We start from the raw sequence: 14,908 nt of genomic DNA, 5'->3' as shown, positions 1-14,908 counted from the left end.
AACATCCATTCCGATGAAAAGTGTGGTAAAATGAAACATATAAGACCTCCAATTGAGTGTGGTAATTCCTGTTAGAAATTGATTGTTTTTTTATTCTAGTGTACAGGTAAATCCACGAATTCTCAACTGGGGGTCTTTACATATTGTCTATAGATAGAACTGACGTTCATCAAATCAAGTCAACAGCGTATGATTTTGATTTTCTAAGAGTATTAATTAGTTGTCATATTGATAGGCCTCTCTGGGCATGAAAAGATGGACTTATTCATGAATTTCTAGAGGGAGGCCATCTGGATCAAAGAAGAAGGCCATTTTTTTACCATCAAAATCATCTGTACGAAGGGCTTCGTGTCGAATGCCCAAACGGTCAAACTCTTCCAGACAGGCTTCCACATCTGCAACCTGGAAGGCTAGATGGCGTAGACCTGTATGTTCAGGATTGGGCATGGCCGGACGCATTGGTGCATCTGGTTTGATGAAGATTTCCAAGACCAGATTTCCTTTTTTAACATTGAAGAGAATATCATTTTTTTCTGGGCGAATATGTTCATCCACCTGTTCAAAGCCTAGTTTTTCAACATAAAATTCTCTTGTTTTGTCATAGTCACTACCGATAATTGCAATATGATGAACAGCATCAAATTTCATTATTGTGTTTCCAATACCTTTCTAGGTTTTGTTCCTTCAGCTGGACCAATGACACCCGCTGCTTCTAGCTCTTCCATGAGGCGTGTTGCCCTGTTAAAACCAACAGACAAGCGTCGTTGAATCATAGAGGCGCTGGCTTTTTGTGTCTCAACTACCAAGGCACGTGCTTCGTTGAAAAGTGGATCTCCTCCAGCATCACCAAAACCTGCATCGCCATCACCTTCTGCCACTTCACCAGGATCAAAGGATTCATCATAATCTGCATCTGCCTGATCCTTGATAAAGCCAACTATCGCTTCTACATCATCATCGGATATAAAGGAACCTTGCAAGCGGACTGGATGGTTTTCATCAATCGGTTTAAAGAGCATGTCACCGCGACCCAAGAGTTTTTCAGCACCGTTTTCATCTAGAATCGTCCGACTGTCTGTACCGCTTGATACGGCAAAGGCGATACGAGATGGTACATTGGCTTTAATCAAGCCTGAAATAACATCAACAGATGGTCGCTGGGTAGCAAGAATCATGTGGATACCTGCCGCACGAGCTTTCTGTCCCAAGCGAATAATGGCATCTTCCACTTCCTTGCTGGCTACCATCATCAAGTCTGCCAACTCATCTACGATTACCACAATGAGAGGAAGAGGAATCTGTTTCTCTTCTGAACGGCTATTAAATTCTTCGACCTTCGCATTATAACCTTCTAAGTTTCGGACACCAATTTGACTAAACAACTCATAGCGTTTCTCCATTTCATCCACTACTTTTTGAAGAGCTCGAGCAGCCTTGCGTGGGTTGGTCACAACGGGAATCAATAGGTGGGGAATATCATTATAGACCGATAACTCGACCATTTTGGGGTCAATCATCATGAACTTAACTTGGTCTGGACCAGCTTTCATGAGAATTGAAGAGATGATACCGTTGACAGCAACAGACTTCCCTGAACCAGTTGAACCAGCCACCAATAGATGGGGCATACGTGCTAGGTTAAAGGAACGGACGGAGCCATTTACAGCCTTACCGAGAGGAATTTCCAGAAGCTTGTCTGGGTCTGTTTTAGATTGTTCCCAGAGCTCACGGAAAGGTACTGTAGCCACTTCGGAGTTTGGAACTTCAATACCGACCAGAGATTTTCCTGGGATAGGAGCTTCAATACGGACATCTTTAGCCGCAAGAGCTAGAGCCAAGTCATCAGCTAGGTTAGAAATCCGATTGACTCGGACACCGACTGCTGGTTTGACTTCATACTTGGTTACCGATGGTCCAATCTCAGCACGCTCAACCACCACCTTGATTCCAAAACTGGCAAAGGTGTCTTCTAAAACTTTAATATTCTGGCGAACAATCCGTTTTTCATTGGACTGACTCTTAGCTTTTATAGGAGCAAATAAGTCTATGGACGGAAGTTTATATGCTAGTCTCTGCTTAGGCTTGAAATCAATCTGCACATCTGCCTCGTCCGTCTCAAACTCATTTGGTTCAGAATCCTGGCTTGCCGAGTTTGATTGTGCTGGTTGGTCATCTTCTGCCAACATAATAGGAAATTCATCTTCTATGTCTAAGTGGTCATATTCTGAAATAATCGGTACTTGAACAGGCTCTTCTTCTAGGATTTCACCCGTTTCTAAATCGACATGTCTATCTACCAGTGCCAAAGCCCGAGCTGACTCTTCCTCTTCCTCTAGACGAAGGCGTTCCTCTTCTAGACGAGCTAATTCTTGCTGGCGTTTTTCTTCTCGTTCTGCTTTCTTCTGTGTTCGAAGCTCTGCTCTTTTTACCTGCGTCTCCGCCAACTTATCTTTGGCAACCGCCAAGCCATCGGCAACATCATAAACAGACCATGGGCTTACAAAAAAGATACCAAATGCTATCACTAGAAGACCGATGAAGAAGGAACCGACATTTGCAAAGAGGAAGGAGACTGGCAGATAGAAGATGCTTCCAATCATCCCTCCGCCTAGAAATGCTGTTACCTGAAACTTAGCTAGGTCTGACAAGGCCAATTTTAGAGTATGACCGAATAGGTCACTCCCTTGATAGGTCCAGTCTAAATAAGCCTGAAATTCAATTAATAACCCGATAACAATCAGCCAGAAGCCCGATATGGTCCCTTCTCTTTCGCGTAAGACTTTGGGAATAAGAAGGTAGATAAATGCACCCGCCAATAATAGATAGGCCAGACTACCAAATAATAGCCGGAAAATATTGTAGCTGGTCACTCCAAACACACCTAAGCGACTGGCTGCAAAGGCAATGAATAAAAGCCCCAATACTCGAAGGGTGATATTTTTAACACGTTCTTGCTGTGCTAATTCTGCCTTGGTTGGTCGCCTCGTAGCCTTTCCTTTTTTACTTGTTTTTGCCATAAAATCCTCAACTTTCTCAATCTCTTTATTTTATCATAATCGGGAAGAATTTTCATGATAGAAAAAACCCTGCAAATACAGGGTTTCTCTTGGAGTGAAAGAATAATTTAGGGGAGACAATATTATTTAATTGCTCGCTCACCTTCTACATAGAAGGTTGAGGTCAAGGTTTCTTGACCGCCGTTGACAAGGATTTCCACACAGTTGGTGTCAACCAAGACCAACAAGTCTGTCGCTTGAACAGAAACTGCTCGGCGAACCGTTGACCATTCCTCTTCACCAGCTTGCTGGATCTTAAGGTGACTACGGTCAATGTAGACTTCTTGGCTTTCCTTATCGTAACCGAATTGCAGGTAATCTTGGTCGCTTCCAAGTTTTAGATCCAGACTGTCTTCCAATTTAAGAGAGAGCTTGCTTGGACCTTGGATACTTTGTCCAATTTCAATATCCTTGAAGGCTTCCAAGACACTTGTTGGCAGAACTTGGTGCAATCCGTTTTCAGTCTTCTTGAGAATGCGTGGAAGGGTCATCTGACCGTACCACTTATGGCCTAGGTCATTGGTCACCAACTTGCGACCCCATGTATGCATCCAGGCAATCATAATACGTTCCCCTTCTGGACATTCGGTAGTCTGAGCTGCGTAGAAGTCATGTCCGTGGTCAATTTCTTTGAAGGATTCTGCCACAAAGACCTTTTTATCCCAGTCTACATGACCTGTCACAAAGATATTGGAGTTGATATTGATAAAGTCATTCCCGTCTTTTTGGTAACGCATTGGAGAGATAATCAGGTACTCTTGACCGTCCACTTCAAAGTAGTCAGGACATTCCCAGACAAACCCTTGGTTGGCCTCGCCTTTCAAGAAGATAGACTCAAATTTCCAATCCGTCAGGTTGGGAGAGCTGAGTAAGACGATACAGCCGACATTGTCCTTGTGCTTGGTTGCGACAACAGAGTAGTAGTGACCATCTTTCTCAAAAATCTTCGGATCGCGGAAGTCATTGGCAATGACTTCTTCTGGCAGTCCATCTGCTGTTGCGACTGGATTCTGCTCTATTTTTTCAAAGTGAATACCGTCAGTTGAGAAGGCCATGTTCTGAACTTGACTAACCGTCCCGTCTTCATTGACGATGTGACCTGTGTACATGAGCCAGAGGACATCATCTTTGACAATGGCAGAGCCCGAGAAACAGCCGTCTTTATCGTAAGCTTTATCAGGAGCTAGGGCAACTGGAAGTTGTTCCCAGTTGACCAAGTCCTTACTTTTGGCATGGCCCCAATGCATTGGTCCCCAAACACTTTCATAGGGATTGAATTGATAAAAGAGGTGGTATTCTCCTTTGAAATAGACAAATCCATTCGGGTCATTGATCCAGCCAATTTCTGGAACAAAATGACGCTCTGGTCTAAATGTCGGATCAAGGGTTACTTTTTCTGTTTGAATATATGCATTGGCTTTTTCAACTGTTTTCACAGGCCGCCTCCTTTTTGATTACTGATTTTCTTTGTATTGATCGTAGTATTTTTGCTTGATAGCTAACCAGTCAGACAGACCGTAGCTTTCCAATTCTTTCAAATAGCTATCCCATTCTTCTTCAATGCCGCCGTTAACAATCCATTCTGCACGCTTGCGGTAGATGAAGTCGTTCATATCTGCTTCAACTTGAGCAATCTTATCCAAATCTTCTTGTTCCATGAAGACACGAGGGTAAATATCATCGTTTGTTACATAGTCAAGATAGGTTTCGTGCATCAAATCCAAACGCCATTTAGCATCGTCTGGCATGGTTGTCACTGTACCGTAGTATTCATCAAGAATTGCAAGCGGTCCACCAACTTCTGTCTTCTGACGCAATTCACCCGGTGCAGTACCGTTCAACGGCAAATGTTTCAAGCTATCTGTAGCTTCATCGTATTCGAAGATGTTTTGTTGGGTTTCATCACCATAGGTACCCCAGTTGTTTTGAACAGATTGGAGCGGAGCGTATTGGGCATCAATCCACTTGGCAGTTAATTCCAAGTTTTTATTAGCTGATGTGATGACCATGCGGTCACGTTGGAAGCCCATACCGTTTGTACGAGTAATGTGCTTGGTTCCATCAGGACCCGCCAAGACTGGCAAGATGTCATAGGTATCATTCATACCAGTGATATTTGCCTTGTCCCAAGTGAAGTAAACACCATAGAGATTTTCGCTTCCCTTAGCCAAGTAAGTATTCCAGTCATGCTCAAAGGCTTCTGGGTCAATGAGTCCTTTTTCTTGAAGGGTACGCATAAATTCAATACCTTCTTTGTAATCTTCATTGTCCGCTGTAAAGTCAACGGTACCGTCATTGTTTACGACGATATGTTCATCGTTATCACCGACGCCAAAGGCACCAAAGAGAATCTTGAAGTCTTCGCCGCCGTTACCGTTGACAAAGGACATTGGGATTTCATCTGCCTTACCGTTGCCGTTTGGATCTTTTGTCTTGAAGGCTTCCAAGACCTTGATCAAGTCATCTGTTGTTTTTGGCATGTCAAGACCAAGCTTGTCCAACCATTCCTTGTTAATCCAAGCAATATCGCTGACAGTATGGATAGACTCCTTGCCTTCACCTAGCTCTTCAATCCATGGGAATGAGTAGATATGACCGTCTGGTGCTGTAATCATGGAACGGTACTCTGGATTTTCATCCAAAATTTTCTTGAGGTTTGGCATATGCTCATCAATCAAGTCTTCAACTGGTACAATAACACCTTGTTTTGCCCAGTTCATCAATTCCACATCGGAAGCACCGTCGTTATGGATGGCATCTGGCAAATCACCTGAAGCGATGTCCAAGTTCCGCTTTTCACCAAAGTCTGACTGGTAGTTGGTCCAATCAATATGAACGCCAGTTTCTTCCTCAAGACGTTGGAAAATCAACTTGTCATTCGGATCAGCTGGAGCTAGAGGTGAACTAGCTGTCATAAACTTAAGTGTGACGGATTTTTCCAAAGGGAACTGAACATCCTTTAATTCATAATCAGGGCTTGATGCAGTATTTTTTGAACCACAAGCAGCTAATAAAACGGTACTTGCAAGAAGCGTAACAACTGTTTTTCCAAATTTGTGTTTCATCAGAAACAACCTCCTATAATTTGTAAATTGATTTTTTAGAATATCTTTCATTTTCCTTTTATTACTAGGCAACGAGCTGAAGGCTGTACTGAAGTACGGCAAAGTGAGTTAACGACGTAAGAAAAGAGAAAATGGAAGATGTTTATTAACCTTTTAATGAACCAGCCATAATCCCCTTGTCAAAGTATTTCTGGAAGAATGGATACATGACAATGAGTGGCAAGCTAGAGATGACAATAGTCGCATACTTAATCATTTCTGCGATTCGTTTCATTTCGTTCATAGCAGCCTGGGCCCCAATCATATCCTTAGCAGGCTCACTTTGAATGAGGATTTTACGAAGTACTAGTTGGAGTGGCTCCAAGTCTGGATCCTTGATGTAAATCATGGCATCAAAGTAAGAATTCCATTGACCGACAAAGGCATAGAGGAAGAGCACAAACATAATTGGCTTAGCTAGTGGAATCATGATTTTCCAGAAAATCTGAAATTCATTGGCACCATCCATTACCGCTGCTTCTACTAATTCATCTGGCAAGCCTTGGAAATAGGTCCGTGCCAAGATGATATTCCAAACATTGACCGCACCAGGGATAATAATGGCCCAGACGGTGTTCAGCATACCCAAATCTTTGACCAATAGATAGGTCGGAACAAGTCCACCACCGAAGAACATGGTGAAAACGAGGAAGGCATTAATCCATTTTTTCCCAACCAAATCTTTTTTAGAGAGCGGGTAGGCAGTCATGACTGAGATAGCCACGGTCACAAAGGCAAAGGAGAAGGAATAAAAGAGGGAGTTGAAAAATCCGCGTAGGATAGACTTGTCTGAAAATACCCGTTGATAACCTTCTACGGTCCAATCCTTTGGATCAAAGCTAATTCCCTTGCTGACCAAGGCCTGCGGATCCATGAAGGACGCTACTAAGATATAGACCATAGGCACAACTGTTATGAGAACAAGAAATGCCAGCAAGATTTTATTGACAATCAGCATTCGCTTGTCAAATTTTGTGTACATTTGTGTATTCATACGAACCTCCTATAAGCCTTGTCCGTCATTGACTCGTTGGACAATCTTATTCACTGCAATCAAAAGAATGATATTGATGAGGGCGTTGAAGAGACCAACCGCTGTTGAGTAAGAGTAGTCCCCTGACACCAAACCGATTTTATAGACATAGGTTGAAATGATTTCAGAGCTAGTCAGATTGAGGGAAGTCTGCATCAGAAAGGCTTTTTCGTAACCAACGTTCATGATGCCCCCAGCTGCTAAGATAAACTGAATGACCATAACTGGTTTCAGTGCCGGTAAGTCAATATGCCAGATACGTTGGAAGATATTGGCACCGTCTAGCTTCGCTGCTTCAATCAAGGCCGGATCGACATTGACCAAGGTAGCCGTGTAGAGTGTTGACGCCCACCCCATTCCCTGCCAGATACCACTGAGGATGTAGAGGGGTCTAAAGAAATCAGGGTCTGTCAGGAAGTTGGCTTCAATGCCAAACATACCTAGGATGGAATTGACCGGTCCTCCTACTGAGAAGAAGAGGAAAATCATACCGACGATGACCACGACTGAGATAAAGTTTGGAGCATACAGCACCAACTGAATCCGTTTTTTAGCCTTGTCGCTCAATAGTTGATTGAGCATGATAGCCAAAATTATCGGAGGAAGAAATCCTAGGAGCAGACCGTAGACACTCAATTTCAAGGTGTTGGCAAGTAAAGTGCCGAAATTTGGAGAAGAGAGAAACTTGGTAAACTCTTCAAACCCAATCCACTCACTACCAAGCACCCCTTTTAAAGGATTATAGTCTTTAAAGGCAATCAGCACCCCGTACATAGGAATGTAACGGAAGATGAAGGTCAAGACCAAGCCAGGTAGTAACATCAGTAACAAGAGTTTCTGTTGCTTGATTCTATCGAATAGACTAGCTTGTTGCAGTTTTGATGTTTTCATAAGAACTCCTTTTTGAAACGTTTCAAATTTTTTGATTTTAGAAAGAGGATGTGAACCTCTTTTTGAAACGTTTCATTTTTCTTGTAAAAATAAAACCAACTGTTTATTGATGATTTTATTTTACCATTGTAACCGTTTTCTGTCAACCCCTATTTTCAATTTTTTGTAGTTTTTCCTTCAACATAGGAAATCGGCAAGGTGATTTGTTGTGGTTGCCCTTTTCTATCAATGATATCAATCAAACAAGCCACTGCTTCTTGAGCCATTCTTTCTAACGGTTGACGAATGGTCGAAAGGGCTAAAGATTTTTCACTTGCCAACTGAATACCATCATAGCCAATCACCTGCACATCTTCTGGAACCCGTCGTCCCAGTTTTTCCAAGACAGCAAGTGTGTCTAAAGCTACAAAATCATTGATGGTGAAAATGGCGTCAACCTGTGGATTTTTAAGCAAAAAGGCTTCGACTTGAGCGACAAAGTCATCATAAGGCTCTTCCATGTCCAAGACCTGACAAGGAAAACCTGCTTCTAAAATCCGCTTTTCAAAGTATAATCGACGCTTTTTGGTTTCATTGATAGTTTTATTGTGCCCACCGATAAAGGCAAAATGTCGACCTCCTTTTGCAATCAAGGTGTCCGCTGCCAGCTCCGCTCCTGCTTGGTTGTCCGAACTGACACAAGGGATGGCCTTATTTTCGTAGGTACGGTCGATACTCACAAAAGGAATATTGGACGATAGGTAATCATCAATCGGGCTATAGGTGATAGCGATAATGCCGTCTACCTTGTTTTGTTGCAGCATAGTCAGATAATCCAGTTCCCTTTTTGGACCAGAAATGTTGCAAAGGAGCAACTTGTAATTTTTCTTACTCAGTTCCACTTCAACATGATAGGCAAATTCTCCAAAAAAAGGATGCCAAACTGTCGGAATAATCAAAGCGATGGTTTCGGTTTTGTTCTTCTTCATGCCACGAGCATAGACATCTGGGATGTAATTCAATTCCTTAATGGCTGTATTGACTTTTTCAAGCGTACTTTCCTTAATACCTGGCTCATTGTTGATAACTCTTGATACAGTCCCAACGCTTACACCAGCAACCCGCGCAACGTCTTTCATGGTGATTGATTTTTGCTCTTCCATGGTTTACCCCTTTCTTTTGAAACGTTTCAATAATTTACACTAGAATATCATTGATAGCGTTTTCTGTCAAGAAAAATTGACTTGTTAGCAAATAAAAACACCCAAAAAGCTAGAATGATTCTAACTTTTGGGTGCCGTTTAAAAATCTTTCCTATTTTATTTGTACATCTTCTTCATTGGGTGTTTTGCAAGCACTTCTGGGTGATTATCGAGTGCAGCTCTGCCTTTTTCCGTCAGGGCATAACCTCGGACAGTAAAGTATGGAGCTAACTTTTCTTCCGTCAAGTTGTCCTTGAGGGCAGTGTCAAGGTCGGCCGCCTTCATCTTGGATAGGCCTGTCACACCCTCTGCTTTGAGGATATTTTTCTTGGCAGTGGAGGTGATGTGGTCCAGCGAATCAAAGGCTGACTCCATATAGGCATAACCGTCTGCGATCAACTGCTCCATGTGAGCAGGACCATTGATACCATACATGTACTCAAAGTACTTGGAGTAGGGTGTCGTCGTTTCAAAAGAACCCAGGCTAATCCGCCATAGCAAAATAATATCTCCTGGCAAAATTCCTTCTTGCAGACGAATCATATTGCGTTTGGGAACGGGCTTGGCCTCCAAAAGCCAGGCTGCCAAGTCACGCTCAGGGGAAATATAGGGTTTGACCTCGTGGTCTTTATACATTTCTTCAACACGATTCTGGAGTGACATTTACTTTACCTCACGAATTGCGTAATAATTTCCATCATTGTCTGCAAAGCTAATTACCTTCATGAAACCAAGGTCCATGACTGGATTCGTTGTGACACCACGTTCAACAAGTTCTTCGTAAGTTTTGGCTACATCTACTGATGTCATTAAGATTGATGGTGTACCTAAGTTTAATTCTGACTCCATTTCAGCAACCTCTGCCTTATCATGAAGTACAAATTGTACCTCACTGTCTGATTTAGGTGCAATAATGTAAGAAGTTTGGGGGCCTTGCACTTGTTTTTCTACACGTTCAAATCCCATTTTCTCTTTCCAAAATTGAGCTGAAGCCTCAATATCATTCACATATAACATAACTTGTCCGATTGATTGAATCATCTTAAATACCTCTTTTGCGTTGTACGAACATGTGTTCAAACCATTATACACTAGATAGAGATATTCTCCAAAGAAAAACGACTCTTAGAGCCGTTCAAAACCTAGGAAACGAGTCCCCTGAAAATGCAGGGTGCCTACATCTCCCTCTGCTAAAAGGGCATATTCATCTGAACGAAGGCGAAATTCCTGCCGTTTTCCCTCCCATTCAAACGTTACATAATAATTGGTTCGTGCTACTTCGTTACCAAAAACATGGGTTCGTTTAGAGACAAGCTTAGCCTTGCAAGATTCTTTGGGCGCCCGATTGTTGTGGTGCCATTCCATAAAATTTTTAATAATATGGAAACAAACCGTCGCTAATATGATTGCGGAAAAACTGTAGAAAAGGACCGTATGCCATACTAGGCTTCCATCTGGGCCAAACAAGTTCTCAAACATCATTATTCTCCTTTCGCATCTGTAAATATAGTATATCATATTATTGTTTTAGATACGCTTTTTATACTAGATAAAAATTGAAAAAATCCATATTTCATGGTAGAATGAGCATAATTTTGAACAAGACAAGAAAGGATTTTCAATGAAAAAAATACTAGCTCTTGCTCTAGCTTCGAGCATCTTGCTAACTGCCTGTACAAACAACTCGACAGCTAATAGCTCATCTTCTACAGCATCTAGCTCTAGTTCAAGCTCGACTACGACAGCTGACACAACTGCTTCTAGCCAATATGCCAAAGATTTGGCATACGCCATTAACAATCCTAAAGCTACATTCCCCCAACTTTCCAATGAAATTGGTGAAAATGAGGCTGCTGTTAAAATAAAAACAACCGAAGGCGACATCACTATCAAACTCTTCCCCGAGCAAGCTCCGCTAACTGTGGAAAACTTTCTGACTCATGCCAAGGAAGGGTACTATAATGGAATAATCTTCCATCGTGTCATTAAGGATTTCATGATTCAAGGTGGCGATCCTCTTGGAAATGGTACTGGTGGAGAGTCTATCTGGGCTGGAAAAGATACTACTATCGATGATGGAAATGGTTTTAAAGACGAGATTTCAGCTTTCCTTTATAACATTCGTGGCTCACTTTCTATGGCAAATGCTGGTGCAGGAACAAATGGAAGTCAGTTTTTCATCAATCAAAATACAACAGACATGTCTAGCCAACTCTCTAGTTCTAGCTATCCTGGTAAAATCATTGACGCTTATAAAAACGGAGGCAATCCAAACTTAGATGGCAAGCATACCGTATTTGGTCAAGTCATTGAAGGGATGGATGTCGTCGACAAGATTGCTTCTGTTGAGACGGATAACAATGATAAACCAAAAACAGATGTTAAGATTGAGTCAATTGAGATCATTAAAGACTACACTAACTAGGTCAGACCAATAAAAAATGAAAACTTGAGAATTTCCTCAAGTTTTCATTTTTTATTACAATTGCTTTCCTTGTTTTCCATTATATAAACCCTTGAATACTTGATAGAGGATTGGTACAGCAATGATGGTCGTAATTGCAGTGCCATAGGTTCCTAAGATTCTACCCAAAGCTGCGAGGAAGGAAGCTGAGAAGGTTAACCCTCCGACAAAACTTCCCGTTAATGTATACTTCAATAGGTTCAAGATAATTTTTGTAATTGCCGCAACAATTCCAACCAACATAATATTTGATAGACTATCGTTTGCCTGTAGGAATTTCTCATAAAATAGGTGGAGGACAAAACAGACAATGAGTGATTCTAGAATGGTAATCCAAGCAACGGAAGCATATCCCGACAGTAAATCGAAGATGCCTAGACCGAGTGAGGCTGCCAGCGCCCCTTTTTTGGCACCAAAGATTAGTACTCCTACTACCACCAGAGCATTGCCTAGATGGACAAATTGACTCCCAAAAGGAATACGAATAAAGAAGACAACCACACAAATAAGGGCTGCAAATAGGCTAATTTCTGTTAATTGACGCAATTGATTCTGTTTCATAATTTCTCCTTTAATGTTTGAAATGCCTGCTGTAATTCTGCTAGAAAAGGTTCAAAGGAAATCCCAAATTTCAAGTCTCTATCCAAAGCAAGAGTACGCTCTAAACTCTTGTCGATAAAATCTAAAGCTAGAGGGATAGCTTGATGGAGATTGATTTGTTGGATGGTTGCTACTGCCAACAAGGTAGATAGAATGTCACCTGTTCCAAAGAAATTTGCTGGATATTTTTTAGACATATAGGTAGTTATTTCCCCTGTTTCCTGCTGAAAATAGGCTACACCTATTTGGCTATCATCAAAGGAAATCCCTGTCAGTACAATATCTGCAGACACCTGCTCTGCTAAAGCTTCCAGTAAGTCCTCAATAGCCGCCCTATCGTAGCAAGCTCCCAAATAATCCCTCCCTGTCAAAAAAGCTGCCTCTGTTACATTGGGGAGAATGAGCTTGGCTGACTGGATCAACTCTTTCATGGCTTCTACATAGGTAGATGTGAAACCTGAATACAACTTCCCTCCATCCCCCATGACCGGATCAACAATCAATGGTGTCTCTGTTTGTTTGGCATACATAGCCAATTGACTTAGTTGCTGAGGATTTCTACAGTAGCCAGACAAGATACCTGCCAACTCCAAATTCAAGTTCTTCCACTGTTCAAAATAGGCTTGATTCAAGTCAGTCATATCTTCAACGACAACATCTGGAAAACCACCCGTATGAGAAGAAAGTAGTACCGTTGGTAAAAGAATCGTTTCTACCTGACAGGCTGCTGCAATTGGGATACTAGTGGCTAGGGCAACCTTACCCACACCAGGCAAATCATTTGCAAGCAATAATCGCTGAACCATAACAACCTCCTAAATTATTTTTCTTAAACAAAATTGTAAAGTATTTTCACGAGCTTTTCAATAACTCTTATCAGAAATTGTATGGGGACAGATGGCTGAAACCTTATAATATCGGACTCAAATTACTGCATAAGAAAAACAGTAACAACTTTTTGCTACTGCCATCCTATTTCAATGTATTGTTGTCAAAACCTGCTTAATTTTTCTCCAGAAAGGCAATCAGTGTCTGGGCAGAACGTTCTCCTGCTTGAATGATAAATTCATCAAAGGTGATATTGGCATCTCCCTGAGCTGTGTCACTCATGGCACGGATAACCAAGAATGGCTTACCTGTATTGACAGCTGCTTGAGCAATAGCTGCTCCTTCCATCTCTACTGCAAGGACTTCTGGAAAATGAGTTTTGATCGTAGCAATTCTCTCCTGACCCGCGATAAAACTGTCACCTGTCACAATCAGACCCACATGACTAATCATTTCCTGCTCTGCTAAAACGGTTCTTAGCTGTTCTAACAAGACTTGGTCTGCTGGATAATACAATTCCTGCCCTGCCATTTGCCCGTAAGCATAGCCGAAAGCCGTCACATCCACATCGTGGTAAGCCAATTGATTCGCTACAACCACATCACCGATGGCAATACCTTCGGCAACAGCTCCTGCCGAACCTGTATTGACAATGACATCAACCGAAAAACGATCTGCCAAAACAGCCACGGACATAGCTGACATAACCTTACCGATACCTGACTGAACAAGAACGACTTCATGTTGACCGATTCGTCCCTGATAGTAAGTTCGACCCAAGACATCGATTTCAGTTGCATCTTGTAGATGCTCGACCAAAATCTTTAATTCCTGTGGCATGGCTGCGATAATTCCAAATTTCATCTCTTCTCCTAAATAAATAATACTGCAATGATAAACATTATCAGTAAGATGATGACCCAAAAAAGGATTTTGTTTACCTTACTGCGGAAAGCTTCTCGCTTGATGGTTTCGATACGGCGACTTTTTACTACAGTAGGTTTGACCGAGATTCGGATGGTTTGTCCCTCTTCATATCCCTGATAATCTTCTTCTAGATATGGATCGAATAGAGCATCATCCATTGATATATCCTGGTTTGGACGATAGTGTCCAAACTGGCTAGATTGGTCGGAATACTGTTTCTTTTTCACTTTCTCTAAAATTTCATCCGTCAACAAGGGCTTGCCCATTGCTAGTTTCCTACTTTCTCATGAGTTGTAAATATTGGATAGCCATGATGGTCTTTGCATCACAAATATCGCCAGTAGCCAACAAGTTCAAAGCCTCTTCCAAGGTTACCTCATGTAATTCGATCACCTCATCTTCATCCATTGGACGAGGATTTTCAACCTTGATAAGGTTATCTGCTAAATAAAGGCGAATTCGTTCATTACAGAAACCGATGGCTGAATAGAAATCTGCCAACAAGGTCAGTTTGTCACTAGTATAGCCGGTTTCTTCTTCTAATTCACGCAAAGCAGCATCTTCAAGCGTATCTTCTTCGCCCAGCTCCAATTTCCCCGCCGGAATTTCATAAATAGTACGTTCAATAGCCTTGCGGTATTGTTTGACCAAAATCATTTTACCTTCTGAGGTAACGGCTAAAACGCAAACTGCTCCCTTGTGGAAAATGAGTTCGCGCTTACCAGTTCCACCATTTGGCAAGGCAACATCATCTACTACTACATCAAAAATGTGCCCTTTAAAAATTTCTGTCCGCTCAATGGTTTTTTCTTCAAAATTCATAT

General features: G+C 41.8%; 16 protein-coding genes. 1 reads left to right on the top strand and 15 read right to left on the bottom strand.

The window, feature by feature from the left end:
• Positions 1 to 261: 261 nt before the first annotated feature.
• From P7J49_RS05285 to P7J49_RS05240, 10 genes are all read right to left on the bottom strand, one after another.
• Positions 262 to 648 (bottom strand): VOC family protein, encoded by a 387-nt coding sequence (locus P7J49_RS05285; protein WP_408569806.1) that lies wholly within the window; start codon positions 646 to 648, stop codon positions 262 to 264.
• Positions 648 to 3,017, bottom strand: coding sequence for a DNA translocase FtsK (locus P7J49_RS05280; RefSeq protein WP_408569804.1), 2,370 nt, complete (start codon positions 3,015 to 3,017; stop codon positions 648 to 650). The genes P7J49_RS05285 and P7J49_RS05280 overlap by 1 nt, the downstream gene beginning before the upstream one ends.
• Positions 3,018 to 3,139: 122 nt before the next feature.
• Positions 3,140 to 4,492: a glycoside hydrolase family 32 protein gene (locus P7J49_RS05275; protein WP_408569802.1), complete on the bottom strand. Its 1,353-nt coding sequence runs from the start codon at positions 4,490 to 4,492 to the stop codon at positions 3,140 to 3,142.
• Positions 4,493 to 4,510: 18 nt separating this feature from the next.
• On the bottom strand, positions 4,511 to 6,121 hold the full coding sequence (locus P7J49_RS05270; RefSeq protein ID WP_408569800.1) for an ABC transporter substrate-binding protein: 1,611 nt from the start codon (positions 6,119 to 6,121) through the stop codon (positions 4,511 to 4,513).
• Between the two features lie 145 nt (positions 6,122 to 6,266).
• Positions 6,267 to 7,154 carry a carbohydrate ABC transporter permease gene (locus P7J49_RS05265; RefSeq protein WP_023369721.1) on the bottom strand — a complete coding sequence of 296 codons (888 nt, stop codon included), beginning with the start codon at positions 7,152 to 7,154 and terminating at the stop codon, positions 6,267 to 6,269.
• A gap of 9 nt (positions 7,155 to 7,163) precedes the next feature.
• On the bottom strand, positions 7,164 to 8,084 hold the full coding sequence (locus P7J49_RS05260) for an ABC transporter permease (RefSeq protein ID WP_024376773.1): 921 nt from the start codon (positions 8,082 to 8,084) through the stop codon (positions 7,164 to 7,166).
• Between the two features lie 155 nt (positions 8,085 to 8,239).
• Positions 8,240 to 9,226, bottom strand: coding sequence for a LacI family DNA-binding transcriptional regulator (locus P7J49_RS05255; protein WP_408569798.1), 987 nt, complete (start codon positions 9,224 to 9,226; stop codon positions 8,240 to 8,242).
• A gap of 156 nt (positions 9,227 to 9,382) precedes the next feature.
• Positions 9,383 to 9,928: a hypothetical protein gene (locus tag P7J49_RS05250; protein ID WP_398590327.1), complete on the bottom strand. Its 546-nt coding sequence runs from the start codon at positions 9,926 to 9,928 to the stop codon at positions 9,383 to 9,385.
• Entirely contained in the window at positions 9,929 to 10,306 is a 378-nt protein-coding gene (locus tag P7J49_RS05245) for a VOC family protein (protein WP_105156762.1), read from the bottom strand. It abuts the gene before it with no gap.
• Between the two features lie 84 nt (positions 10,307 to 10,390).
• On the bottom strand, positions 10,391 to 10,744 hold the full coding sequence (locus P7J49_RS05240) for a DUF2500 domain-containing protein (RefSeq protein WP_408569796.1): 354 nt from the start codon (positions 10,742 to 10,744) through the stop codon (positions 10,391 to 10,393).
• Between the two features lie 142 nt (positions 10,745 to 10,886).
• Here P7J49_RS05240 and P7J49_RS05235 point away from each other — a divergent pair, with 142 nt between their 5' ends.
• Positions 10,887 to 11,690 (top strand): peptidylprolyl isomerase, encoded by an 804-nt coding sequence (locus tag P7J49_RS05235; protein WP_408569795.1) that lies wholly within the window; start codon positions 10,887 to 10,889, stop codon positions 11,688 to 11,690.
• A gap of 54 nt (positions 11,691 to 11,744) precedes the next feature.
• On the opposite strand, the gene P7J49_RS05230 is transcribed toward P7J49_RS05235, so the two are convergent.
• The 5 genes from P7J49_RS05230 to P7J49_RS05210 form a co-directional block, all read right to left on the bottom strand.
• Positions 11,745 to 12,290 (bottom strand): ECF transporter S component, encoded by a 546-nt coding sequence (locus tag P7J49_RS05230; RefSeq protein ID WP_408569793.1) that lies wholly within the window; start codon positions 12,288 to 12,290, stop codon positions 11,745 to 11,747.
• Entirely contained in the window at positions 12,287 to 13,135 is an 849-nt protein-coding gene (locus P7J49_RS05225; protein WP_408569791.1) for a pyridoxamine kinase, read from the bottom strand. The genes P7J49_RS05230 and P7J49_RS05225 overlap by 4 nt, the downstream gene beginning before the upstream one ends.
• 196 nt (positions 13,136 to 13,331) lie before the next feature.
• Entirely contained in the window at positions 13,332 to 14,021 is a 690-nt protein-coding gene (locus P7J49_RS05220; protein ID WP_015647163.1) for a 5'-methylthioadenosine/adenosylhomocysteine nucleosidase, read from the bottom strand.
• Between the two features lie 8 nt (positions 14,022 to 14,029).
• Positions 14,030 to 14,350 carry a cell wall synthase accessory phosphoprotein MacP gene (macP, locus tag P7J49_RS05215; protein ID WP_318806758.1) on the bottom strand — a complete coding sequence of 107 codons (321 nt, stop codon included), beginning with the start codon at positions 14,348 to 14,350 and terminating at the stop codon, positions 14,030 to 14,032.
• Positions 14,351 to 14,360: 10 nt separating this feature from the next.
• Complete coding sequence (locus tag P7J49_RS05210; RefSeq protein ID WP_044672812.1) at positions 14,361 to 14,906, bottom strand: NUDIX hydrolase; 546 nt, start codon at positions 14,904 to 14,906, stop codon at positions 14,361 to 14,363.
• Between the last annotated feature and the right edge of the window lie 2 nt (positions 14,907 to 14,908).

This window comes from Streptococcus suis (assembly GCF_046032515.1).
Lineage (GTDB): Bacteria > Bacillota > Bacilli > Lactobacillales > Streptococcaceae > Streptococcus > Streptococcus suis_AL.
Note: the sequence above shows the minus strand (reverse complement) of the source record. Positions and strands in the feature narration are given on the sequence as shown.

Excerpts from the sequence above, each read along its gene's own strand:
- P7J49_RS05240 (WP_408569796.1), bottom strand. The coding sequence starts at position 10,744 with ATGTTTGAGAACTTGTTTGGCCCAGATGGAAGCCTAGTATGGCATACG.
- P7J49_RS05235 (WP_408569795.1), top strand. The coding sequence starts at position 10,887 with ATGAAAAAAATACTAGCTCTTGCTCTAGCTTCGAGCATCTTGCTAACT.
- P7J49_RS05270 (WP_408569800.1), bottom strand. The coding sequence starts at position 6,121 with ATGAAACACAAATTTGGAAAAACAGTTGTTACGCTTCTTGCAAGTACC.
- P7J49_RS05245 (WP_105156762.1), bottom strand. The coding sequence starts at position 10,306 with ATGATTCAATCAATCGGACAAGTTATGTTATATGTGAATGATATTGAG.
- P7J49_RS05265 (WP_023369721.1), bottom strand. The coding sequence starts at position 7,154 with ATGAATACACAAATGTACACAAAATTTGACAAGCGAATGCTGATTGTC.
- P7J49_RS05285 (WP_408569806.1), bottom strand. The coding sequence starts at position 648 with ATGAAATTTGATGCTGTTCATCATATTGCAATTATCGGTAGTGACTAT.
- P7J49_RS05220 (WP_015647163.1), bottom strand. The coding sequence starts at position 14,021 with ATGAAATTTGGAATTATCGCAGCCATGCCACAGGAATTAAAGATTTTG.
- P7J49_RS05250 (WP_398590327.1), bottom strand. The coding sequence starts at position 9,928 with ATGTCACTCCAGAATCGTGTTGAAGAAATGTATAAAGACCACGAGGTC.
- P7J49_RS05280 (WP_408569804.1), bottom strand. The coding sequence starts at position 3,017 with ATGGCAAAAACAAGTAAAAAAGGAAAGGCTACGAGGCGACCAACCAAG.
- P7J49_RS05230 (WP_408569793.1), bottom strand. The coding sequence starts at position 12,290 with ATGAAACAGAATCAATTGCGTCAATTAACAGAAATTAGCCTATTTGCA.
- P7J49_RS05260 (WP_024376773.1), bottom strand. The coding sequence starts at position 8,084 with ATGAAAACATCAAAACTGCAACAAGCTAGTCTATTCGATAGAATCAAG.
- macP (WP_318806758.1), bottom strand. The coding sequence starts at position 14,350 with ATGGGCAAGCCCTTGTTGACGGATGAAATTTTAGAGAAAGTGAAAAAG.
- P7J49_RS05225 (WP_408569791.1), bottom strand. The coding sequence starts at position 13,135 with ATGGTTCAGCGATTATTGCTTGCAAATGATTTGCCTGGTGTGGGTAAG.
- P7J49_RS05255 (WP_408569798.1), bottom strand. The coding sequence starts at position 9,226 with ATGGAAGAGCAAAAATCAATCACCATGAAAGACGTTGCGCGGGTTGCT.
- P7J49_RS05210 (WP_044672812.1), bottom strand. The coding sequence starts at position 14,906 with ATGAATTTTGAAGAAAAAACCATTGAGCGGACAGAAATTTTTAAAGGG.